The organism is Pseudomonas sp. 15C (assembly GCF_055484735.1).
Map to the genome: position 1 here is coordinate 1 of NZ_JBUDGD010000071.1, position 22,931 is coordinate 22,931.

General features: G+C 60.9%; 18 protein-coding genes. 6 read left to right on the forward strand and 12 right to left on the reverse strand.

Features of this window, described 5'->3' with window-relative positions; translation table 11 throughout:
• Positions 1 to 203 precede the first annotated feature (203 nt).
• Entirely contained in the window at positions 204 to 836 is a 633-nt protein-coding gene (gene emhR / locus ACYYKW_RS23870) for an efflux system transcriptional repressor EmhR (protein WP_464991341.1), read from the reverse strand.
• A 266-nt stretch (positions 837 to 1,102) separates the two neighbouring features.
• On the opposite strand from emhR, the gene emhA reads away from it, so the two are divergent.
• From emhA to ACYYKW_RS23890, 4 genes are all read left to right on the forward strand, one after another.
• Complete coding sequence (gene emhA, locus ACYYKW_RS23875) at positions 1,103 to 2,260, forward strand: efflux RND transporter periplasmic adaptor subunit EmhA (protein ID WP_090282155.1); 1,158 nt, start codon at positions 1,103 to 1,105, stop codon at positions 2,258 to 2,260.
• A 3-nt stretch (positions 2,261 to 2,263) separates the two neighbouring features.
• On the forward strand, positions 2,264 to 5,413 hold the full coding sequence (gene emhB / locus ACYYKW_RS23880) for an efflux RND transporter permease subunit EmhB (RefSeq protein WP_258450214.1): 3,150 nt from the start codon (positions 2,264 to 2,266) through the stop codon (positions 5,411 to 5,413).
• Positions 5,410 to 6,870 carry an efflux RND transporter outer membrane subunit EmhC gene (gene emhC / locus ACYYKW_RS23885; RefSeq protein WP_093103926.1) on the forward strand — a complete coding sequence of 487 codons (1,461 nt, stop codon included), beginning with the start codon at positions 5,410 to 5,412 and terminating at the stop codon, positions 6,868 to 6,870. Before emhB ends, emhC begins: the two co-directional genes overlap by 4 nt.
• 442 nt (positions 6,871 to 7,312) lie before the next feature.
• Complete coding sequence (locus ACYYKW_RS23890) at positions 7,313 to 8,572, forward strand: OprD family porin (protein WP_093103929.1); 1,260 nt, start codon at positions 7,313 to 7,315, stop codon at positions 8,570 to 8,572.
• A gap of 319 nt (positions 8,573 to 8,891) precedes the next feature.
• Here ACYYKW_RS23890 and pcaC read toward each other — a convergent pair whose 3' ends face one another.
• The 11 genes from pcaC to pcaR form a co-directional block, all read right to left on the reverse strand.
• A complete protein-coding gene (gene pcaC / locus ACYYKW_RS23895; RefSeq protein WP_095113833.1) occupies positions 8,892 to 9,284 on the reverse strand; it encodes a 4-carboxymuconolactone decarboxylase in 393 nt (130 codons plus the stop codon).
• 15 nt (positions 9,285 to 9,299) lie between these two features.
• Positions 9,300 to 10,088: a 3-oxoadipate enol-lactonase gene (gene pcaD, locus ACYYKW_RS23900; protein WP_464991342.1), complete on the reverse strand. Its 789-nt coding sequence runs from the start codon at positions 10,086 to 10,088 to the stop codon at positions 9,300 to 9,302.
• An 11-nt stretch (positions 10,089 to 10,099) separates the two neighbouring features.
• Positions 10,100 to 11,464, reverse strand: a complete 1,365-nt coding sequence (locus tag ACYYKW_RS23905; RefSeq protein WP_464991343.1) for a 3-carboxy-cis,cis-muconate cycloisomerase — start codon at positions 11,462 to 11,464, stop codon at positions 10,100 to 10,102.
• 45 nt (positions 11,465 to 11,509) lie between these two features.
• On the reverse strand, positions 11,510 to 12,805 hold the full coding sequence (locus ACYYKW_RS23910) for an MFS family transporter (RefSeq protein ID WP_464991344.1): 1,296 nt from the start codon (positions 12,803 to 12,805) through the stop codon (positions 11,510 to 11,512).
• Between the two features lie 235 nt (positions 12,806 to 13,040).
• Positions 13,041 to 13,607 (reverse strand): protocatechuate 3,4-dioxygenase subunit alpha, encoded by a 567-nt coding sequence (gene pcaG, locus ACYYKW_RS23915; RefSeq protein ID WP_093103943.1) that lies wholly within the window; start codon positions 13,605 to 13,607, stop codon positions 13,041 to 13,043.
• Between the two features lies 1 nt (position 13,608).
• Complete coding sequence (gene pcaH, locus ACYYKW_RS23920; RefSeq protein ID WP_206416058.1) at positions 13,609 to 14,313, reverse strand: protocatechuate 3,4-dioxygenase subunit beta; 705 nt, start codon at positions 14,311 to 14,313, stop codon at positions 13,609 to 13,611.
• A gap of 36 nt (positions 14,314 to 14,349) precedes the next feature.
• On the reverse strand, positions 14,350 to 15,555 hold the full coding sequence (gene pcaF / locus ACYYKW_RS23925; RefSeq protein WP_172833291.1) for a 3-oxoadipyl-CoA thiolase: 1,206 nt from the start codon (positions 15,553 to 15,555) through the stop codon (positions 14,350 to 14,352).
• Positions 15,552 to 16,331 (reverse strand): CoA-transferase subunit beta, encoded by a 780-nt coding sequence (locus ACYYKW_RS23930; protein ID WP_336355051.1) that lies wholly within the window; start codon positions 16,329 to 16,331, stop codon positions 15,552 to 15,554. Before ACYYKW_RS23930 ends, pcaF begins: the two co-directional genes overlap by 4 nt.
• Positions 16,331 to 17,188 (reverse strand): CoA transferase subunit A, encoded by an 858-nt coding sequence (locus ACYYKW_RS23935; protein ID WP_336355050.1) that lies wholly within the window; start codon positions 17,186 to 17,188, stop codon positions 16,331 to 16,333. Before ACYYKW_RS23935 ends, ACYYKW_RS23930 begins: the two co-directional genes overlap by 1 nt.
• Positions 17,189 to 17,459: 271 nt before the next feature.
• Positions 17,460 to 18,806, reverse strand: a complete 1,347-nt coding sequence (gene pcaK / locus ACYYKW_RS23940; RefSeq protein ID WP_464991345.1) for a 4-hydroxybenzoate transporter PcaK — start codon at positions 18,804 to 18,806, stop codon at positions 17,460 to 17,462.
• A gap of 294 nt (positions 18,807 to 19,100) precedes the next feature.
• On the reverse strand, positions 19,101 to 19,943 hold the full coding sequence (pcaR, locus tag ACYYKW_RS23945; RefSeq protein ID WP_090282140.1) for a pca regulon transcriptional regulator PcaR: 843 nt from the start codon (positions 19,941 to 19,943) through the stop codon (positions 19,101 to 19,103).
• A 629-nt stretch (positions 19,944 to 20,572) separates the two neighbouring features.
• On the opposite strand from pcaR, the gene ACYYKW_RS23950 reads away from it, so the two are divergent.
• The gene (locus ACYYKW_RS23950) at positions 20,573 to 20,773 is read left to right on the forward strand and encodes a hypothetical protein (protein ID WP_008080067.1); all 201 of its coding nucleotides are present in this window, start codon (positions 20,573 to 20,575) and stop codon (positions 20,771 to 20,773) included.
• Positions 20,774 to 21,144: 371 nt separating this feature from the next.
• Complete coding sequence (locus ACYYKW_RS23955; RefSeq protein ID WP_093103960.1) at positions 21,145 to 22,620, forward strand: inorganic phosphate transporter; 1,476 nt, start codon at positions 21,145 to 21,147, stop codon at positions 22,618 to 22,620.
• The last annotated feature ends 311 nt before the right edge of the window (positions 22,621 to 22,931 follow it).

The window sequence follows — 22,931 nt, forward strand, 5'->3', positions numbered from 1 at the left end:
CGGCGTAGATTGAGTCAACAACGCGGTCAGTTCCCTCTCCCTCCGGGAGAGGGCTAGGGTGAGGGCAAACGGGCAACCAAATTTCACAAGAGCGACACAATTTCCCTACAAAATGCGCAGCTTGCTACGTATAAACTCCCCCGCTGCCAACCTGTATAAAGGCCGGCCAATTGACATAAGCTGTGTCAATTACGCATTTTGTTTCATTTGCGCAGGCCGGGGCTCAGGCGCAGCATGTCCAGCCCGGTGTCGACCCAACGCTCGGCCTCGGCGTGCAGTTCGAAGCTGTCCGGTGCGAGCAGCCAGCCATACAGCAAGCCGTCGATATAGGCGTGAATGCTGACAGCCGCACGGGCGGTGTCGAGATCTTCCGGCAACTGGCCGCGATTCACCGCATTACGCAGGGTCAGGCCGATGCGCACGTTGCATTCGAGACTGGCCGTCCGGCGCTGCTGGCGCAGATCGCACATTTCATCGGTGAATTCGCACTTATGAAACAGAACTTCGTTGATGCGCCGGGTTTTCGGGTCCAGCGCAACTTGATGAAACAAATGAATCAGCAACTGCCGCATGCAGCCCAGTGGGTCCGGTTCGTCCTCGCTTTCGCTGGCCTTGGCCAGTTCTTCCAGCGGCTCGTGCAGGCTGTCGAGCATCGCCTGGACCAGATCGGCCTTGTTGCTGAAATGCCAGTAAATGGCACCGCGCGTCACGCCGGCCAGGGTCGCGATGTCCGCCAGGGTCGTGCGGGCAACCCCCCTTTCATAGAAGGCTTTCTCGGCCGCTTCCAGAATCTGGCTGCGGGTTTCCTGAGCTTCTTCTTTGGTACGACGGACCATGGCAGTAAAACCTCAAACAGGATGTTTCAGGGATGGCTGAATATCCGCTGAATAAAGAGGGGGCGATCTCTCGTGAATCGTCTCCCCAGCCTACAATTTCGAACCTTGCGACGACTTTTGTAACGGGGTGGGTACACGCCGAAGGTATTTACAAACAACCATGAACGTAAGTATATTCCTTAGCAAGCTACTTATCCACCCGGTACGCATTTTTTACCCTTTCACACTTCTTGTGCGCTTTGTGCGCGCCTGACCCGAGGATCTTCATGCAATTCAAGCCAGCTGTTACCGCTCTGGTCACTGCCGTCGCCCTGGCATCGCTGCTCAGCGGATGTAAAAAGGAAGAAGCGGCTCCGGCCGCTCCGCCCCCTCAGGTCGGCGTCGTCACCCTGCAACCCCAGGCCTTTACCCTGACTTCCGAACTGCCGGGCCGCACCAGTGCGTTCCGCATCGCCGAAGTGCGTCCACAGGTCAACGGCATCATTCTCAAGCGCCTGTTCAAGGAAGGTGCCGACGTCAAAGCCGGCCAGCAGCTGTATCAGATCGATCCGTCGGTCTATGAAGCGACCCTGAAAAGCGCCGAAGCCAACCTGCGTTCGACCAAGTCGATCTCCGACCGCTACAAGCAACTGGTCGATGAACAGGCCGTCAGCCGTCAGGAATACGACACCGCTGTGGCCAACCGCATGGAATCGGAAGCGTCGTTGCAGACGGCGCAGATCAATGTGCGCTACACCAAGGTTTACGCGCCGATCTCTGGCCGTATCGGTCGTTCCGCCGTCACCGAAGGTGCGCTGGTCAGCAATGGCCAGGCCGATGCGATGGCGACGATCCAGCAACTGGACCCGATTTACGTCGACGTGACCCAGTCGTCGGTCGAACTGCTGCAACTGCGCCGCGAGCTGGAAAGCGGTCGTCTGCAGAAGTCCGGCGACAACGCCGCTGCAGTGAAGCTGACCCTCGAGGACGGCACCCAGTACAAGCTGGACGGCAAGCTGGAATTCTCCGAGGTGACGGTCGACCCGACCACCGGCTCGGTGACCCTGCGCGCCGTGTTCCCGAACCCGGATCACACCCTGTTGCCGGGCATGTTCGTACGCGCCCAGTTGCAGGCCGGTGTCAACGCCGCAGCCATTCTTGCGCCGCAGCAAGGCGTGACCCGCGACCTCAAAGGCACGCCGACCGCACTGGTCGTCGGCCCGGACAACAAGGTCGAACTGCGTCAGCTCAAGGCCAGCCGCACCGTCGGCAGCCAGTGGCTGATCGAAGACGGCCTGAAGGCTGGCGATCGTCTGATCACCGAGGGTCTGCAGTACGTCAAACCAGGTGTGGAGGTCAAACCGACCGAAGCGACCAACGTCGGCACCAAGAACCCGGCCCCCGCACAGGCAGCTGACAAAGCCGCCGGCGGCAAAGGGGAGTAATCCATGTCAAAATTCTTTATCGACCGTCCGATTTTCGCCTGGGTAATTGCCTTGGTGATCATGCTGGTCGGGGCGCTTTCGATCCTGAAATTGCCGATCAACCAATACCCGAGCATTGCGCCACCGGCCATTGCGATCTCCGTGACCTACCCGGGCGCTTCGGCGCAAACCGTGCAGGACACCGTGGTCCAGGTGATCGAGCAGCAGCTCAACGGTATCGACAACCTGCGTTATGTGTCCTCGGAAAGTAACTCCGACGGCAGCATGACCATCACCGCGACCTTCGAGCAAGGCACCAACTCCGACACCGCGCAGGTACAGGTCCAGAACAAGCTGAACCTGGCCACCCCGCTGTTGCCGCAGGAAGTGCAGCAACAAGGTATCCGCGTCACCAAGGCAGTGAAAAACTTCTTGCTGGTGATCGGTGTGGTCTCGCGTGACGGCAGCATGACCAAGGACGACTTGTCCAACTACATCGTGTCGAACATGCAAGACCCGATCTCGCGGACCGCCGGTGTCGGTGACTTCCAGGTCTTCGGTGCCCAGTACGCGATGCGCATCTGGCTCGACCCGGCCAAGCTGAACAAGTACAACCTGACCCCGGGCGATGTCAGCACGGCGATCTCGGCGCAGAACGTCCAGGTGTCGTCCGGTCAGCTCGGCGGTTTGCCGGCGCTGCCAGGCCAGCAACTGAACGCAACGATCATCGGCAAGACCCGCCTGCAGACTGCCGAGCAGTTCAAGGCGATTCTGCTGAAGGTCAACCAGGACGGCTCGCAAGTACGCGTCGGCGATGTCGCCGATGTCGGCCTGGGCGGTGAAAACTCCAGCATTTCTGCGCAGTTCAACGGCAGTCCGGCTTCTGGTCTGGCGGTAAAACTGGCCAACGGTGCCAACGCCCTCGACACCGCCAAGGCGCTGCGCAAGACGATTGACGACCTCAAGCCGTTCTTCCCGCAAGGCATGGAAGTGGTATTCCCGTACGACACCACGCCGGTGGTGACCGAGTCGATCAAGGGTGTGGTTGAAACCCTGGTCGAAGCGATCGTGCTGGTGTTTTTGGTGATGTTCCTGTTCCTGCAGAACTTCCGCGCCACCGTCATCACCACGATGACCGTGCCGGTGGTATTGCTGGGTACGTTCGGCATCCTCGCGGCGTTCGGTTTCAGCATCAACACCCTGACCATGTTCGGTATGGTGCTGGCGATCGGCTTGCTGGTGGACGACGCCATCGTCGTGGTGGAAAACGTCGAGCGGGTGATGAGCGAAGAAGGCTTGTCACCGAAGGAAGCGACCAAGAAATCCATGGGCCAGATTCAGGGCGCCCTGGTCGGTATCGCGCTGGTACTGTCGGCGGTACTGCTGCCGATGGCGTTCTTCAGCGGCTCTACCGGTGTGATCTACAAGCAGTTCTCGATCACCATCGTTTCGGCCATGGCCCTGTCGGTGCTGGTGGCGTTGATCTTCACCCCGGCCCTGTGCGCGACCATGCTCAAGGCGATTCCGAAAGGTGAGCACGGCACGCCGAAGAAAGGCTTCTTTGGCTGGTTCAACCGCACGTTCGACAGTGGTGTCAGAAGCTACGAGCGCGGTGTCGGCAACATGCTCCAGCGCAAGATCCCGTATCTGCTGGCCTACCTGCTGATCGTCGTCGGCATGATCTGGCTGTTCACCCGCATTCCGACCGCGTTCCTGCCGGAAGAAGACCAGGGCGTACTGTTCGCCCAGGTCCAGACCCCGGCCGGTTCGAGCGCCGAGCGTACTCAGGTGGTGATCGACGAAATGCGCAGCTACCTGCTGGATAAAGAAGCAGGCGCAGTGTCCTCGGTGTTCACCGTAAACGGCTTCAACTTCGCCGGTCGCGGTCAGAGTTCTGGCCTGGCGTTCATCATGCTCAAGCCGTGGGATGAGCGTAACGCGGACAACAGCGTGTTTGCCCTGGCCCAACGTGCCCAGCAACACTTCTTCACTTTCCGCGATGCCATGGTGTTCGCTTTCGCCCCGCCTGCGGTATTGGAGTTGGGTAACGCCACCGGTTTCGACGTGTTCCTGCAAGACCGCGCCGGTATCGGTCACGACAAGCTGATGGAAGCGCGTAACCAGTTCCTCGGCCTCGCCGCTCAGAGCAAGGTGCTCTATCAGGTGCGTCCGAACGGCCTCAACGATGAACCGCAATACCACCTGGAAATCGACGACGAGAAAGCCCAGGCCCTTGGCTTGAGCCTCACCGACATCAACAGCACCCTGTCGATCTCCTTCGGTAGTAGCTACGTCAACGACTTCATCGACCGTGGTCGTGTGAAGAAGGTTTACGTACAAGGTCAGGCCGGTGCTCGCATGAGCCCTGAAGACCTGAAGAAATGGTACGTGCGCAACAGCGCCGGGACCATGGTGCCGTTCTCCGCGTTCGCCAAGGGCGAGTGGATTTACGGTTCGCCGAAACTGGCGCGTTACAACGGTGTGGAAGCGATGGAGATCCTCGGTTCTCCGGCGCCGGGTTACTCCACCGGTGAAGCGATGGCCGAAGTCGAAGCGATCGCCAAGAAGCTGCCGGCCGGTGTCGGTATCTCCTGGACGGGTCTGTCCTACGAGGAACGTCTGTCGGGCTCGCAGGCGCCAGCGCTGTACGCCCTGTCGCTGCTGATGGTGTTCCTGTGTCTGGCGGCGTTGTACGAGAGCTGGTCGATTCCGATCGCCGTTATGCTCGTGGTACCGCTGGGGATCATCGGTGCGCTGCTGGCCACCAGCCTGCGCGGTCTGTCCAACGACGTGTACTTCCAGGTAGGCCTGTTGACGACCATCGGTCTGGCGGCTAAAAACGCCATTCTGATCGTCGAGTTCGCCAAGGAACTGCATGAGCAAGGGCGCAGCCTGCGTGACGCGGCGATCGAAGCCTGCCGCATGCGTCTGCGACCGATCATCATGACCTCGCTGGCTTTCGTCCTCGGTGTTGTACCGTTGGCGATCTCCACGGGCGCAGGCTCGGGTAGTCAGCATGCGATCGGTACGGGCGTGATTGGCGGTATGCTCACGGCCACGATCCTGGCGATCTTCTGGGTCCCACTGTTCTTCGTTACGGTTTCGTCCATGGGCCAGCGCAAAAACGCTGACACGGATGAAACGCCTGAAACTCCTAAAGAGGCTGGCCAATGAGCAAGTCGCTACTCTCCATCGCAGTCGCCGCCTTCGTGCTGAGCGGTTGCTCGCTGATACCTGACTATCAGCAGCCTGAGGCTCCGGTCGCAGGCCAGTACCCGCAGGGGCCGGCGTATTCGCCGGCCCAGGCACCGGCGCAGACCGCTGCCGAGCAGGGCTGGAAGCAGTTTTTCCATGACCCGGCGCTGCAACAGCTGATCCAGGTAGCTCTGGAAAACAACCGCGACCTGCGTGTCGCGGCGCTGAACATCGACGCGTACGCGGCTCAATACCGCATCCAGCGCGCCGATCTGTTCCCGGCGGTGTCGGCCAATGGTGCCGGCAGTCGCCAGCGTCTGCCGGCCCGTGCCTCGCAGACCGGTGAAGCCGGTATCACCAGCTCGTACTCGGCCACGGTCGGCATCAGCGCCTACGAACTTGACCTGTTCGGTCGGGTGCGCAGCCTGAGCGAGCAAGCGCTGCAACAATACTTCGCCACCGAAGAAGCACGGCGCAGCACGCAGATCAGTCTGGTCGCCAACGTCGCCAATGCCTACCTGACCTGGCAAGCGGACAAGGAACTGCTCAAGCTGACCCAGGACACCCTCGGTGCCTTCGAAGAAAGCTACAAGCTGACCAGCCGCAGCAACGAGGTCGGTGTGGCCTCGGCGCTGGATCTGGCGCAGTCACGCACTTCCGTGGAAAACGCCCGGGCACAACTGGCGCGTTATACCCGCCAGGTCGCGCAGGATGAAAACAGCCTGACCCTGCTGCTTGGCACCGGTATTCCCGCCAATCTGCAGACGGCCAAGCCGCTGTCCGATGACCTGCTCAGCGATGTGCCGGCCGGTCTGCCGTCGGATCTGCTGCAGCGGCGTCCGGACATTCTTCAGGCCGAATACAACCTGAAGGCCGCCAACGCCAACATCGGCGCGGCGCGTGCGGCGTTCTTCCCGAGCATCAGCCTGACTGCCAACGCAGGCAGCCTGAGCCCGGACCTGTCCGGCCTGTTCAAGGGCGGTTCGGGAACGTGGCTGTTCCAGCCGCAGATCAACCTCCCGATCTTCAACGCTGGCAGCCTGCGCGCCAGCCTCGACTACGCCAAGATCCAGAAGGACATTGGCGTGGCGAACTACGAGAAGTCCATTCAAACGGCCTTCCAGGAAGTCGCCGACGGCCTCGCCGCGCGTCAGACCTACACCGAGCAGTTGCAAGCGCAGCGTGACTTCGTGCAGGCCAACCAGGATTACTACCGCCTGGCCGAACGTCGCTACCGCATCGGGGTCGACAGCAACCTGACCTTCCTCGACGCCCAGCGTCAGTTGTTCAGCGCGCAACAGGCGCTGATCACCGACCGCCTCGCGCAGCTGACCAGTGCGGTCAACCTGTACAAGGCCTTGGGCGGCGGCTGGAATGCGCAGACCGCGCAGAACGAACCGCTGAAAGAAGAAGCACCGAAGATGAAGCTGTTCTGATCATCATCCGCTGAACACAAGGAGCCCACCGGTTGGTGGGCTTTTTGTTGCCTGGCAGAAAGCTCTATCGCCTGAACTGGCCCCATCGCTGGCAAGCCAGCTCCCACAGGGTTTGGGTTGTTCAAATCATTTGGGTACACCCGAGAACATTGTGGGAGCTGGCTTGCCAGCGATGGCGGCCGCCCAGTCACCACAAGTCACGTCTGCATCTTGCGTTCGATAACCGCCCAAAACCCGCTTTAACCAATTGAATCCAGCCCCGCGCGCCCCGCACCATTCACTCAACAAAACCAATAACATCAGGTCCGACACCATGCTCCCGCCCCCTGCCCCGCCCGGCTGATCAATCCTTTTCATCCTCCAATGTGTTTCCCGTCTGCGCCTTGAAAAACCGGCGCCAGCGCCCTCGTTCGCCCCAAAAAAACAAGAGAGACCCACGCCCATGAAAGCTTCCTCTGCGCCCTGCGCACTTCCTGGTCTGATCGCTTTGGCCCTGGCCGGCGCGGCCCTGCCCGCCGCAGCCGAAGAAGCCGGTTTCGTCGAAGGCGCCAAGGTCAACCTGAACCTGCGCAACTTCTACATCAACCGCAACTTCACCAACCCGACCAAGGCCCAGGGCAAGGCTGAAGAGTGGACGCAAAGTTTCATCCTCGACGCCAAATCCGGTTTCACCCAAGGCACCGTCGGCTTCGGCATGGATGTGCTGGGGCTGTATTCGGTCAAGCTCGATGGCGGTAAAGGCACTGGCGGCACGCAACTGTTGCCGCTGGATCGCGACGGTCGCCCGGCCGATAATTTCGGCCGCACCAACGTCGCTTTCAAAGCGAAGTTTTCCCAGACTGAAGTGAAGGTCGGCGAGTGGATGCCGGTGCTGCCGATCCTGCGTTCGGACGACGGCCGTTCGCTGCCACAGACCTTTCGCGGCGGTCAGATCACCTCAAAGGAAATCGACGGCCTGACTCTGTATGGCGGCCAGTTCCGCGCCAACAGCCCACGTGATGACAGCAGCATGAGCGACCTGTCGATGACCGGCAAAGCCGCGTTCACTTCCGACCGATTCAACTTCCAGGGCGGCGAATACCTGTTCAACGACAAGCGGACGCAGATCGGTTTATGGAACGCCCAGCTCAAGGACATCTACAGCCAGCAGTACCTCAATGTGCTGCACAGCCAGCCGCTCGGCGACTGGACGCTGGGCGCCAACCTCGGCTTCTTTTATGGCAAGGAGGACGGCAGCGCCCGCGCCGGCGATCTGGATAACAAAACCTGGTACGGGATGTTCTCGGCCAAATACGGCGGCAGCACCTTCTACGTCGGCCTGCAGAAACTCACCGGCGACAGCGCGTGGATGCGGGTCAACGGCACCAGCGGCGGGACGCTGGCCAACGACAGCTACAACGCCAGTTACGACAATGCCCAGGAACGCTCCTGGCAGTTGCGTCACGACTACAACTTCGCCGCCGCCGGCATCCCCGGCCTGACCCTGATGAACCGCTACATCAGCGGCGACAACGTGCACACCGGCACCATCACCGACGGCAAGGAATGGGGCCGCGAATCGGAACTGGGCTACACCGTGCAGAGCGGCACACTCAAGGATTTGAACGTCAGATGGCGCAACTCGACCATGCGCCGGGATTTCAGCAACAACGAGTTCGATGAGAACCGCTTGATCGTCAGCTACCCGATCAGCCTGCTGTAAACACGATCCAATTGTAGGAGTGAGCCTGCTCGCGATGGCGGCAGATCAGTCGAATTTCATGTGACTGATACACCGCTATCGCTGGCAAGCCAGCTCCCACAGGGAGGGTCATTGAACAAAAAATCTTGCGCAAAATATAAAACTTGTGGGAGCTGGCTTGCCAGCGATGGCGTCAGGTCAGTCGAATTACATATGGCTGAGACACCGCTATCGCTGGCAAGCCAGCTCCCACAGGGATGTTCATTGAACAGAAAATCTTGCGCACAACATAAAACCTGTGGGAGCTGGCTTGCCAGCGATGGCGGCAGCTCAGACGTCATTACTCCCGGGATTCAACCCCGAGTTCATCCCACACCGATTCGGCCAGATGAAACGTCGCATTCGCTGCCGGTATTCCGCAGTAAATCGCGCTCTGCATGATCACTTCCTTGATCTCGCTGCGGCTCACGCCGTTATTGGCGGCGGCGCGCAGGTGCAGTTTCAGTTCGCCTTCGCGGTTCATACCGATGAGCATGGCGATGGTGATCAGGCTGCGGGTGTGGCGTGGCAGGCCCGGGCGTGTCCAGATATCGCCCCAGGCGTGACGGGTGATCATCTCCTGGAATTCGGAGTTGAACTCGGTCAGCGTGGTCAGGCTGCGGTCGACATGGGCATCGCCCAACACCGCGCGGCGGACTTGCATGCCTTCGTCGTAACGTTGTTTCTCGTCCACGAAAAATCCCCTTTATCAAGCGTTCAGAAACGCCAGAACTCGATCACTGAAATCAGCGCCAGCCTGCACGTTGGACAGGTGCGCCGCGTAGAACTCGGCGTACTGCGCACCGCGTACGTTGTCGCGAATGAAATGCCCACCGGACGGCGGCGTCACCGCATCTTCGCTGCCGGCGATTACCAGCAACGGCACGTTGATCGAATCCAGTTGTTCACGGAAATCGGCATCGCGCACCGCTGCGCAGTTGGCCGCATAACCTTGTGGATTGGTCGCGGCGAGCATGTCGGTAATCTTCTTCGCCGCCTCGGGATGCGCTGCTGAAAAGTCAGGCGTGAACCAGCGCGCAATCGACGCATCACGCAGCGCGACCATCGCCGCCGCGCCATCGCGCAGCACGGTTTCAATACGTGGATTCCACACCGACGGATCACCGATTTTCGCCGCCGTGTTGCAGACGATCAGCTTGTGCAAACGATGCCCGGCATTGATCCCCAGCCACTGACCGATCAGCCCGCCCATCGACAAGCCGCAGAAGTGCGCGCGCTCGATGTGCAGCGCATCCAGCAACCCGAGCACGTCGTGACCGAGCTGCTCGATGCTGTACGGCCCTTCGGTCACCAGTGATTGGCCGTGGCCGCGGGTGTCGAAACGCAGCACGCGAAAATGCTCGGTGAACGCCGGCATCTGCGCGTCCCACATGTGCAGGTCGGTGCCCAGCGAGTTGGACAGCACCAGCACCGGCGCCTGCGCCGGCCCTTGAATCTGGTAATGCAGTTCGCCATCGGCGAGTTGAACGAAAGCCACAGCCCTCTCCTTCAGACAGTCAAAGCGTTGTGTTCGGCCACCGCGCGCTCGACCCAGACGTGGGCCTGACCGAGGTAATGCGCGGGGTTGAGAAGATCATCGAGCTCAGCGCTGCTCAGTTGCGCAGTGACCTGCGGTTCGTCACCGAGCACCGCGCGCAGATGCCGTTGCTCGGCCACCGCGCGTTTGCAGCATTGTTCGAGCAGATGATGCGCAGTGTCGCGACCAAGCCGTTGTGCAAGCACGATGCTCACCGCTTCGGCCAGCACCAGCCCCTGAGTCAATTCGAGGTTGCGGCCCATGCGCTCGGCATCGACTTCCAGGCCGTCAGCGAGCAAGCGTGCCTGTTGCAGCGAACCGGACACCAGGCAGCAGATCTCCGGCAGGGTTTCCCACTCGGCATGCCACAAACCGAGGCTGCGTTCGTGTTCCTGGGGCATGGCGCTGAACAATGTCGAGACCAGCCCCGGCACCCGCGTCGCTGCACCGATCAGCACCGCCGCGCCGACCGGATTGCGCTTGTGCGGCATGGTCGACGAACCGCCCTTGCCCGGCGCTGCGGGTTCGAAGACCTCAGCGGCCTCGGTCTGCATCAACAGGCTGATGTCGCGGCCGAATTTGCCGAGGCTACCGGCGATCAATCCCAGCACAGCGCCGAACTCGACGATGCGATCACGTTGGGTGTGCCACGGTTGTTCCGGCAGGCGCAGTTGCAGCTCTTCGGCCAGGGCTTCGGCGATTGGCAGAGCGTGTTGCCCCAGCGCCGCCAGTGTCCCCGACGCACCGCCAAATTGCAGGACCAGCAAGCGCGGTTTCAATTCTTGCAGACGTTGACGACTGCGCGTCACCGCGCCGAGCCAGCCAGCGATTTTCATGCCGAGGGTCACCGGCGTCGCGTGCTGCAGCCAGGTGCGCCCGGCCAGCGGCGTCGTGGCAAACCGTTGGGCCTGAACGGCGAGCGAATCGGCCAGTTGCGCCAGTTCGTTTTCGATCAGCAGCAGCGCCTGACGCAGTTGCAGGACCAGGCCGGAATCCATCACGTCCTGACTGGTCGCGCCCAGATGCACGTAGCGCTCGGCTTCGGCGTCTGTCGCGGCAATCTGCTTGCCCAACGCCTTGACCAGCGGAATCGCCGAATTGCCAGCCGTGGCAATCGCCTCGCCGAGTGCGGCGAAGTCATACAGCCGCGCATCACATGCCGCCGCAATCGGTGCCACGGCAGACGCCGGAACCAGTCCGACGCGCGCCTCGGCCCGGGCCAGCGCGGCCTCGAAATCGAGCATCGCCTGCACCCGGCCCTGATCGCAGAACACCTCACGCATATTGCGGGCAGTGAAATAGGCATCGAACAATTGATTGCCCGGTCGCTGAGTCATAAAAGTCCTTGCCGGCGCGGGCCATGGCGGCCCGCGCATTTCGGGTTAGAGATCGTGGTGCAAATACGCCGCCTGTTTCGGCAAGCGCAAACTGAACAGGAACGCGATCGCCATCATCGCCGTCACGTACCAGTAAAACGAGTTTTCCATACCGATGTTTTTCAGGCTCAGGGCGACGAATTCCGCCGAGCCACCGAAGATCGCGTTGGCCACCGCGTAGGCCAGCCCGACGCCGAGGGCGCGAACTTCCGGCGGGAACATTTCGGCTTTCACCAGACCGCTGATCGAGGTGTAGAAGCTGACGATCGCCAGCGCCACGGTGATCAACACGAAGGCGAGAAACGGGCTGCTGACGCTTTTCAGACTGAGCAGAATCGGCACGGTGAACAGCGTGCCGAGGGCGCCGAACCAGAGCATCGAGTTACGTCGGCCGATCCGGTCGGCGAGCATGCCGAACAGCGGCTGCATGCACATATACAAGAACAGCGCGCCGGTCATGATGTAGCTGGCGGTCTTGGCGTGCATGCCCGCGGTATTCACCAAGTACTTCTGCATGTAAGTGGTGAAGGTGTAGAAAATCAGCGAGCCACCGGCGGTGTAACCGAGCACGGTGATGAACGCGGCCTTGTGTTCGCGGAACAGTGCGCTGATGCTGCCGGCATCTTTGTGCGCGCGGGTTTCTTCGTTGGTGGTTTCCTTCAACGAGCGCCGCAGGAACAGCGAAATCAGCGCCGCCACCGCACCGACCACAAACGGAATCCGCCAGCCGTAGGCACGCAGTTCGTCTTCGTTGAGAAATTGCTGCAGCACCACCACCAGCGACACCGCCAGCAGTTGCCCGCCGATCAAGGTCACGTATTGGAACGAGGCGAAAAATCCGCGCTGGCCCTTGAGCGCGACTTCGCTCATGTAAGTCGCGGTAGTGCCGTACTCGCCGCCGACCGATAGACCTTGCAGCAGCCGTGCGAACAGCAACAGGATCGGCGCCCAGACGCCGATGGAGTTATAGGTCGGCAGGCACGCGATCAGCAGCGAGCCGAAGCACATCATCAGAATCGAGATGAGCATCGATTTCTTGCGCCCGTGCTTGTCGGCGACCCGGCCGAAAATCCAACCGCCAATCGGGCGCATCAGGAAGCCAGCGGCGAACACGCCAGCGGTGTTGACCAGTTGCACCGTCGGGTTGTCGGAAGGGAAAAACGCCGGGGCGAAATAGATCGCGCAGAAGGCGTAGACGTAGAAGTCGAACCATTCGACGAGGTTGCCGGACGAGGCGCCGACAATGGCAAAGATGCGCTTGCTGCGCTCCTCGCCGGTGTAATGGGAAGTGGTGGTGGTCATTGTTTTTCACTCGAAAGGGACGGTGAGAGTCTAGACATACTTTGCAACAGTCCCGTTCCACATCGGGTGTCTATTGATCGTTTTCACGCAGAGCGTGGGACGATCACGCATTCAACTACACCGTTTCCCTTGTAGGAGTGAGCCTGCTCGCGATCGCGGTGTGTCATTCAGACAATTCCAACCTGACACACCGCAATCGCGAGCAGGCTCACCCTACAGGGGTTGGCGGTGTTGTTCAGTAATCGAAGAACACTGTCTCGGCCTCGGTGCCTTGCAGTATCACATTCCATTGATAAACGCCTGACGCATCCGGCTTGGCCAGCAAGGTTTGGCGGCGTTCGGCGGGTACGCATTCGAGCAGCGGGTCATCGACGTTGGCCGGTTCACCTTCGAAGTAGATCCGCGTGAGCAAGTGCTTGACCAGGCCACGGGCAAACACCAGCACCACCAAATGCGGCGCCTGGGTCGTGCCTTTCAGACCCGGCACGCTGCCCGGTTTGATCGTGGTGAAGCGGAACCGCCCCTCGCCGTCCACCGGTACCCGGCCGAAGCCTTCGAAGTTTGGGTCCAGCGGCTTGTCCTGATGATCTTCCGGGTGGTCGTACTTGCCCGCGGCGTTGGCCTGCCAGACTTCGAGCATGGCGTCGTTGACGACATCGCCGTTGCCATCCACCACCTGCCCAGTGATCGCCAGGCGTTCGCCGAGGGTCTGCTCATTGGCGAGGTCTTCGCGGTTCAGCCAGGTCAGACCGATGTGGTAATACGGCCCGACGGTGTGGGACGTGGTCGCATTGAGCGTCATCTTATTTCTCCATCGGCGTGGCTTCACGCCCGCGCAGCACGATGTCCCAGCGGTAAGCGAGGGCGTAGGACGGAATGGTTTTTTCCAGATCGAAAGCAGCGATCAGGCGTTCCTTGGCCGAGGTGTCCGGCACGCAGTTGTAGATCGGGTCGTACGCCAGCAGCGGGTCGCCGGGAAAGTACATCTGCGTGACCAGGCGCGTGAGAATGCTCGGCCCGAACAGCGAAAAGTGGATATGCGCCGGACGCCACGCATTGTGGTGGTTGCCCCACGGATAGGCGCCGGGCTTGATGGTCTGGAACTGGTACCAGCCATCGGCGTCGGTGACGGTGCGCCCGGTGCCGGTGAAGTTCGGGTCCAGCGGCGCGTCGTGCAGGTCGCGCGCATGGTTGTAGCGACCGGCGGCATTGGCCTGCCAGATCTCCACCAGAATGCCCGGCACCGGCAAACCGTCTTCATCGAGCACACGGCCGTGAATGATGATGCGCTCGCCCAACGGCTCGCCTTCATGCTGGGCGGTCAGGTCGTGGTCATTTTCCACCAGGCGCTCGGCGCCAATGGTCGGCCCGGTGATTTCCGACAGCGAGTGCGGCAGATGCACCAATGGCTTGGACGGCGAGCGCAGGTTGGTGGATTGGTAGGTCGGGTGCAGGTACTCAGGCTGGGTGCCTGCCTGCGGGCGACGGTAACCAGGCTTGTCAGTCATTTCGCTTTCCTCAGTTCTTATAGATGCCGCAACGCGTCAGACGCGTTCGATGGCCAGGGCCAGACCTTGGCCAACACCGACGCACATGGTCGCCAGACCTTTCTTGCCGCCGGTCTTTTCCAGATGATGCAGCGCGGTCAGGACCAGCCGCGCACCGCTCATGCCCAACGGGTGGCCGAGGGCAATTGCGCCGCCGTTCGGGTTGACCTGCGCCGCGTCATCCGCCAGCCCCAGTCCACGCAACACCGCCAGACCCTGGCTGGCAAACGCTTCGTTGAGTTCGATCACGTCGAAATCGCTGACCGCCACACCGAGACGCTCGGTGAGTTTGCGCACCGCTGGCACCGGGCCGATCCCCATCACCCGCGGCGCGACGCCGGCGCTGGCCATGCCGAGCACTTTTGCGCGGGCGGTCAGGCCGTGTTTTTTTACCGCTTCGGCAGAAGCCAGAATCATTGCAGCGGCGCCATCGTTGACCCCGGAAGCATTGCCGGCGGTAACGGTTTTGTCCGCACCATTGACCGGTTTCAACTTGGCCAACGCTTCAATCGTAGTGTCGGCGCGCGGGTGTTCGTCCTGGCTGACCACGGTTTCGCCCTTCTTGTGAGCGATGCGCACTTCGACGATTTCTTCAGCGAAGTAGCCGGCGGCCTGCGCGGCGGCGGTACGTTGCTGACTGCGCAGGGCGAACGCGTCCTGATCTTCGCGCGAGACTTTATGGTCGTCGGCGACGTTGTCAGCGGTTTGCGGCATCGCGTCGACGCCGTATTGCGCTTTCATCAATGGGTTGATGAAACGCCAGCCAATGGTGGTGTCTTCCAGTTTCATGTTGCGCGAGAACGCCGCGTCAGCCTTGCCCATCACGAACGGCGCGCGCGACATCGACTCGACGCCGCCGGCAATCGCCAGCTCCATCTCGCCGCTGGCAATTGCCCGGAAAGCCGTACCAATCGCGTCCATGCCCGAAGCGCAGAGGCGATTGAGCGTCACGCCCGGCACGCTGTCCGGCAGACCTGCCAACAACAGGGCCATGCGCGCGACGTTGCGGTTGTCTTCGCCGGCCTGGTTGGCGCAGCCGAGGAACACCTCGTCGACGGCAGTCCAGTCGACAGATGGGTTGCGCTCCATCAAGGCCTTGATCGGTATGGCGGCCAGATCGTCGGCGCGCACGGCGGACAAGCCACCGCCAAAACGGCCGATGGGGGTGCGAATCGCGTCGCAGATATACACGTCACGCATCATGCTTCTCCCGGTGCCTGACCGTGGGCGGCGGCGGTGCGCGCTTCGAGATCGCGCAGCGCGGTCAGCTCGACTTCGGTCGGCTCAGCGGTGGTTTCAACATTGTCGGCAAAACGAATCGCCCAACCGGTGGCGGCGACCACTTGCTCGCGGGTCACGCCCGGATGCAGCGCGGTCACCACAAATTCATGGGTGCCCTGCTCCGGTTCCATGATGCACAGGTCGGTGATGATCCCCACCGGCCCGGCGCCCGGCAGGCCCAGACGCTTGCGTGAATCGCCGCCCTCGCCATGGCCGACCGAAGTGATGAAATCGAGCTTGTCGACAAACGAACGCGCCGACTGTTTAAGGATGATCAACACGCTTTTCGCCGAACCGGCGATCTCCGGCGCGCCACCGGCGCCCGGCAGGCGCACTTTCGGCGAGAAGTAATCGCCGACCACGGTGGTGTTGATGTTGCCGAAACGGTCGACCTGCGCGGCACCGAGAAAACCGACATCGATGCGTCCGCCCTGCAGCCAGTAGCGAAAAATCTCACCGGTCGGGACCACGGTGTCTGCAGTCTCGGCCAGCTCGCCGTCACCGATGGACAGCGGCAACACGCTCGGCTTGGCACCGATCGGGCCCGACTCGTAGATCAGCACCACATCCGGCGACGACGTCAGACGCGCAAGGTTGGCGGCTTTCGATGGCAGACCGATGCCGACGAAGCACACCGAGCCGTTCTTCAGGCGCCGCGCCGCGGCAACGGTCATCATTTCATTGGTGGTGTAAGTCATTACTCGGCCTCCGAAGCAGCGGCCAACCTGGCCTGGAATTCGCTGAAATCAGCGCAGCCATGGATGTATTCGTCGATCCACGCGGTAAACGTCTCACGGTCCCGAGCGATCGGGTCCCACGCCTGATAGAACCGATTGTCACGCTCGGTGTAACCGTGAGCGTAGGACGGATGCGCGCCGCCGGGCACATGGCAGACCGCGCTCAGCGCCCAGGTCGGCAGGACGCAGGCGTTCATCGGTGCGTTGAGATCGTCAACGATTTCTTCGACGGTGACGATGCAACGCTTGGCCGCCAAAGCGGCTTCTTTCTGCACGCCAAGAATGCCCCACAACAGCACGTTGCCTTTGCGGTCGGCTTTCTGCGCATGGATCACCGTGACGTCCGGGCGCACCGACGGCACGGCCGCCAGCACTTCGCCGGTGAACGGGCAGGTGACGGTTTTGATCAGCGGGTTGACCTTCGGCAGGTCGGAGCCAGCGTAGGCGCGCAGCACCGCGAACGGCAGGCCGGACGCGCCCGCGACGTAGGCGTTGGCCAGGTCGGCGTGGCTGTGTTCTTCGATTTCCAGCGCATGCGGCCACTGTTTCTCGACCGCATCGCGCAGACGATGCAGCGAACCGACGCCCGGGTTACCGCCCCAGGAAAAAATCAGCTTGCGTGCGCAACCGGCGCCGATCAGTTGGTCGTAGATCAGGTCGGGGGTCATCCGCACCAGCGTCAGATCTTTCTTGCCCTGACGAATGATTTCATGACCCGCTGCGGTAGGGATCAGGTGCGTGAAGCCTTCGAGCGCGACGGTGTCGCCATCGTTGACGAATTGCTTCACCGCGTCGTGCAGCGAAAGGATCTCAGCCATGGAGCGGGCTCCCGTTTTTGTAGTGAATCGCCAGTGATAAAAAGGCGCGAGGTTCAGCGCCGAAGTCACTGAAGATTAAGCCTGGGGAAATGGCCAAACAATCCGATAATCGACTGAGTGTTCGTTTATCGAACGGATTGTTGTTCCCCTAACAATCGAATCAAAAGCATCGCGAGCAGGCGAAGGCCTACAGGGGAACGCATTCCAAATGTAGGCCTTCGCCTGCTCGCGATGAGGCCAGAACATTCACAGAAATTTCTGACCTTTAAACTCAGGTAGCATCCGCATGGCTGACCACGCCCTTGATCACCACCGCTGCCGTTGCCAACCCGGCCGGAATCACCAGCGCTGTCAGCACCTGCTCGAAATTCCAGCCCAGGCCCAGCAGCGTCGCGCCCATCCACGCGCCAAGAATCGCGCCGAAGCGGCCAATCCCGAGCATCCACGAAACCCCGGTGGCGCGGCCTTGCGTCGGGTAGAAGCGTGCCGCCAGCGACGGCATCGCCGATTGCGCGCCGTTGACGCACATCCCCGCCACCAGCACCAAAGTCGCGAGCAAGGTGATGTTGCCCAGGCTCTGCCCTACCGCGTAGGCAAACACCCCGGCCAGCAGGTAGAACGTGCCGATGACCTTGTGCGGGTTGAAGCGGTCCATGGCCCAGCCCACTCCCACCGCGCTCAACACCCCACCGAACTGGAACAACGCGCCGATGAAGGCGGCCTGTTCCATGCTCGCGCCGCTGTCACGCATCAGCGTCGGCAGCCAACTGGTCAGCAGGTAAACGATGACCAGACCCATGAAATAGGTCAGCCACAACAGCAAGGTACCGGTGCTGTAGGTGCCGGAGAAAATTACCGCGAAAACGTTGCGCGCCTTGACGGTTTTCTGTTCCGGCACGCTGAAGCTCGAGGCTTGGGCCACGGTCACCGGGTCGATCGGCGCCAACGTCTTGCGCACCTTGTCGGTGCCACGGTTGCGCACTACCAGGTAACGCGCCGATTCCGGCAACCAGAACAACAGGACCACAGCAAGGATCAGCGGCAGCACCCCACCGATCAGCAGCAGGCTGTGCCAGCCAAAGGCCGGAATCAGCTTGGCGGAAATGAACCCGCCGCCGGCCATGCCCAGGTTGAAGCCGCAGAACATGCTGGTCACCAGCAGTGATTTCTTGCGCTCCGGGGTGTATTCCGAGAGCAAGGTGGTGGCGTTCGGCATCCCCGCGCCCAGGCCGAGACCGGTCAAGAAGCGCAGCACCAGCAGTTGTTCGACATTGGTGCTGTAAGCCGACGCCAGGCTGAAAGCGCCGAACAGCAGCACAGCACCGACCAGTACCACTTTGCGCCCGAAGCGGTCAGCCAGCGGGCCGGAACCGAGGGCACCGAAGACCATGCCGATCAGCGCGGCGCTCATTACCGGGCCGAGACTGGCGCGGTCGATACCCCAGTCCTGCGACAACGCCGGGGCGATGAAACCCATGGCGGCGGTGTCGAGGCCATCGAGAAAGACAATCAGGAAACACAGGATTACCACCCGCCACTGGTAGCGCGAGATCGGTTGGGCATTGATGAAGGTCTGCACATCGAGGCAGTTACCCACAGCGGACTGAGGCTGGTTCATTATTTTTATTCCACGCAAAAAACGCAGTCGAACGATGGCCGGCCAACGGGCAGCACGGTCATGAGGATAGAGGGTTTGAATCAGGCGTCGCGTTGCATCCGGCAACAGAGTCGGCAAGGCAGACAGTCGGGGAACATGCGCATGGTGAGGTGCCTCTTGTCATTATTATCGGAGTCGGCAGTCCGGGCTGACTCTGCGGGTCAGCGCCGGATGACGCTGCCGCGACATTAATGATCCGAGGGTTTTAGCGTCAATTCGATAAACGCAACACTGTGCGTTTATCGAACAGCTTCATCAGGCAAACAACTGCGCACTGAGGTCGCGACTGGCGCTGAGCAGGCCCGGCAAAAAGCGCTGCTCCAGTTCGCTGCGGCTGACTCGTCCGGCGTGGGTGCTGACATTGAGCGCCGCAACCACCTGACCGGACGCGTCATACACCGGCACGGCAATCGAGCGCAGGCCCTGTTCCAGTTCCTGATCGACGATGCACCAGCCCTGCTGCCGCACCTCTTGCAGGCAGGCGAGCAAGGCGTCAGGGGTATGGATCGTGCGGCTGGTCTTGGCCACCAGTTCCGCGTGGTCGAGGTATTCGCCCAGCGACGTATCGTCGAGTGCTGCCAGCAAAATGCGCCCCATCGACGTGCAATACGCCGGCAGCCGCCCGCCCACCGACAGGTCAACCGAAATCAGCCGCTGGGTCGTCGCCGAACGGGCGATGTACAGAATGTCGTCGCCCTCGAGCGTGGCCATGTTGCAGGCTTCATGCAGTTGCTCGCTCATGCGGTCGAGGTACGGTTGCGCGGACACGGCTAGCGGCGTCGATGACAAATAGGCGTGGCCGAGGGTCAACACTTTCGGCAGCAATGAATAGGTGCGACCGTCGGTGGTGGCGTAGCCGAGCTTGATCAGCGTGTGCAGGCAACGGCGCACCGCTGCGCGAGGGATCTCGGTGCGGTGGCTGATCTGGGCGATGGTCAGGTGGCGCTTGCGCTCCTGAAAAGCCTGCACCACCGCCAGACCGCGGGCCAATGAGGTCATGAAATCCGGATCGCCGGTCAGGGCCTGGATACGCTTGGCCGGCGAAGCGACGATCGGCGGCGCCACGGAAGTGAAGGAATTGCGCATTTGATCGTTCATTCAAGGTCCTTGGTCCGGCTCGGATCAGTGGCTATACAAACGGCTCACAGGCGAATGCACAAGCGCTGAGAACGCAACATTGGGCGATTATCGAACCGTCGACCGATAATCGCAATCCGTCATCTCGCGCCGAGTCAACGTGCCCGTTTCGACCACACCCGTTTTAGATGGATGCGTTAGTTGTTCATTTAATGGCGCCAAAAACTGATCATCCGGCAAATAGTTCCCAGCACGCAGTGCAACTAAATAAACTTGCGCGCAACCAGGCCCCCACACATTCAGAACCGTTTTTAACTTGGCAAAGATAGTCATTCCTGAATCGATGGCTATAATGCACCTCAGTGGCGCCCCGTCTTCATTGACCCGGATCGCCACCCGCTGAGGTGATGTCCATCACCGACAGCCCGGCCAGCGCCAGACGCCATTTTTCATGCAACGCCTGCGTTCGCCGAAACAGGAAACTGATGCTGCGTCAGTTTTATCGGGTGCCGTAGCCGCCTGACAGACGAAAGTCCCGTTCGCTCGCCGATTCAACTAATGCCTGTTCAGGCATTGAAATGGGGGGCGCTCGAGCGATTCGTTGCCATGCGTTTCACCAGACTTACAACTCAACTCATACAGGTATCACTGTGACGAAAGACGAACTGCGCGCGGAACTTGAGCGCCAGGAACAACGTTACAAGGAAGTTTACGGCGGGGAAGTCACCACCTACGCCGCACAGCCCGAACCGGAACGCAAAGCCTGGCGCAAGCGCCCTACCGTTCAGGATCAGGTGTTCAAGCAGGAAATCGAAAAAATCGAAAAGGAGCTCAAAGCCGAGGAGCCTTGAACACAGGCGGCGGTTTTTGAAGGTTTGCGTCCGCACCATTTACAAGCGCGGTGAAACGACGATGCCTTGCGCGCCCGCTACCCGCGGGCAGCGGCAATCCTCGCGTCTGACAGGCTGATGACAGACGTCCTACAGGTTTCACAGATATTTCAGACAAGCGTTTGAGCGTTCGCCCAGTCTTTGAAAATGCCGGCAAAACGCGAATTTTATTAATATAATCAATGACTTGAAAAACCCTGCGCACCGCTTGGTTTTAACGCGCTGCAACAAATTAACTTGAAGAAGAGTGTGACCAGTGAGCAGACAGGGCATCGATTTCCTGTCTTTTCTGGCATAATCGCGCCCCCTTACGACCGGGTCAGAAAACCTTCATGATCGATTTATTCAGCGGACTGGATGCTTGGGTGCTTGTGAGCCTCTTGCTCGCCCTGACGTTTGTCCTCGCCTTCGAGTTCATCAATGGATTTCATGACACCGCTAACGCGGTAGCCACTGTTATCTACACCAAAGCCATGCCGCCGCATCTGGCAGTGTTCTTTTCCGGCGTGTTCAATTTCCTCGGCGTGCTGCTGGGCGGCGTTGGCGTGGCGTATGCCATCGTCCACCTGCTGCCGGTGGAACTGCTGATCAATGTGAACACCGGCCATGGCCTGGCAATGGTCTTCTCGCTGCTCGCCGCGGCCATCGCCTGGAATCTGGGCACGTGGTACTTCGGTATCCCGGCTTCCAGCTCGCACACCCTGATCGGCTCGATCCTCGGTGTCGGCCTGGCCAACGCGCTGATCAACGACATCCCGTTGAGAGATGGGGTGAACTGGCAGAAAGCGATCGACATCGGCGCCTCGCTGGTGTTCTCGCCGATGGCCGGTTTCCTGATCGCCGCACTGGTGCTGATCGGCCTGAAGTGGTGGCGCCCGCTGTCGAAGATGCACAAGACGCCGGAACAGCGCCGCAAGATCGACGACAAGAAACACCCGCCATTCTGGAACCGTCTGGTCCTGGTGATCTCGGCCATGGCCGTGAGCTTCGTGCACGGTTCCAACGATGGCCAGAAAGGCATCGGCCTGATCATGCTGGTACTGATCGGCATCGTGCCTGCGCAGTTCGTGCTCGACCTGAACAGCACCACCTACCAGATCGAACGCACCCGCGACGCGACTCTGCACCTGAGCCAGTTCTACCAGCGCAACGCCGATTCGCTGGGTGAATTCCTGGCCTTGGGCAAAAGCGTGGAAGGCGACCTGCCGGAGAAGTTCCGCTGCAACCCGCAGCAGACCGAACCGACCATTTCCGCCCTTCTGCACACTCTTAAAGGTGTAGCGGACTACCATTCGCTGTCGTCGGAAAGCCGCATCGAGGTACGTCGTTACCTGCTGTGCCTGGACGACACGGCGAAGAAAGTCGGCAAGCTGCCAGGCCTCGAAGCCCGTGAAAAGGCTGACCTCGACAAGCTGCGCAAAGACCTGACCACCACCACCGAATACGCCCCGTTCTGGGTGATTCTGGCAGTCGCCCTGGCCTTGGGCCTGGGCACCATGGTGGGCTGGAAGCGCGTGGTACTGACCATTGGCGAGAAGATCGGCAAGCAAGGCATGACCTATTCCCAAGGCATGTCCGCGCAGATCACGACGGCCAGTTTGATCGGCATGGCCAACATTTTCAGCCTGCCGGTATCGACCACTCACGTGCTGTCTTCGGGTGTGGCCGGGACCATGGTTGCCAACAAGAGCGGCTTGCAGGGTGGCACGGTCAAGACCATTTTGCTGGCGTGGGTGTTGACCTTGCCAGCGACGGTGGCGTTGTCGGCCGGGTTGTTCTGGTTGGCGTCCAAGGCGCTGGGTAGCTGATCTTCAGCTGCTTGTGAAGGAGGCGCCATTCTTTGGAATCGCGCCTTTTTTTTGGAGTTGGGATTGGGGGCATATCCGTTGCTGCGGGGGCTGCTGCTGGCGGTTTCGCTCTTACAGCGAGTCCCTTTTTCAAACGCCGGAGTGCCGGCCCAGCAAAAAGGAACCAAAAGGCTTTGCCCCGGCGTTCGGCCCCTCGCTGGGGCTCGGGGTTCCTTCGTTACGGAATCGCTCCGGGCGCAGCGGCTACGGCTTGCTTCGCTGCACCTCCTTCCGCTGTGTACGACTTCGTCGTACGGTCGCTACGCTCCCAC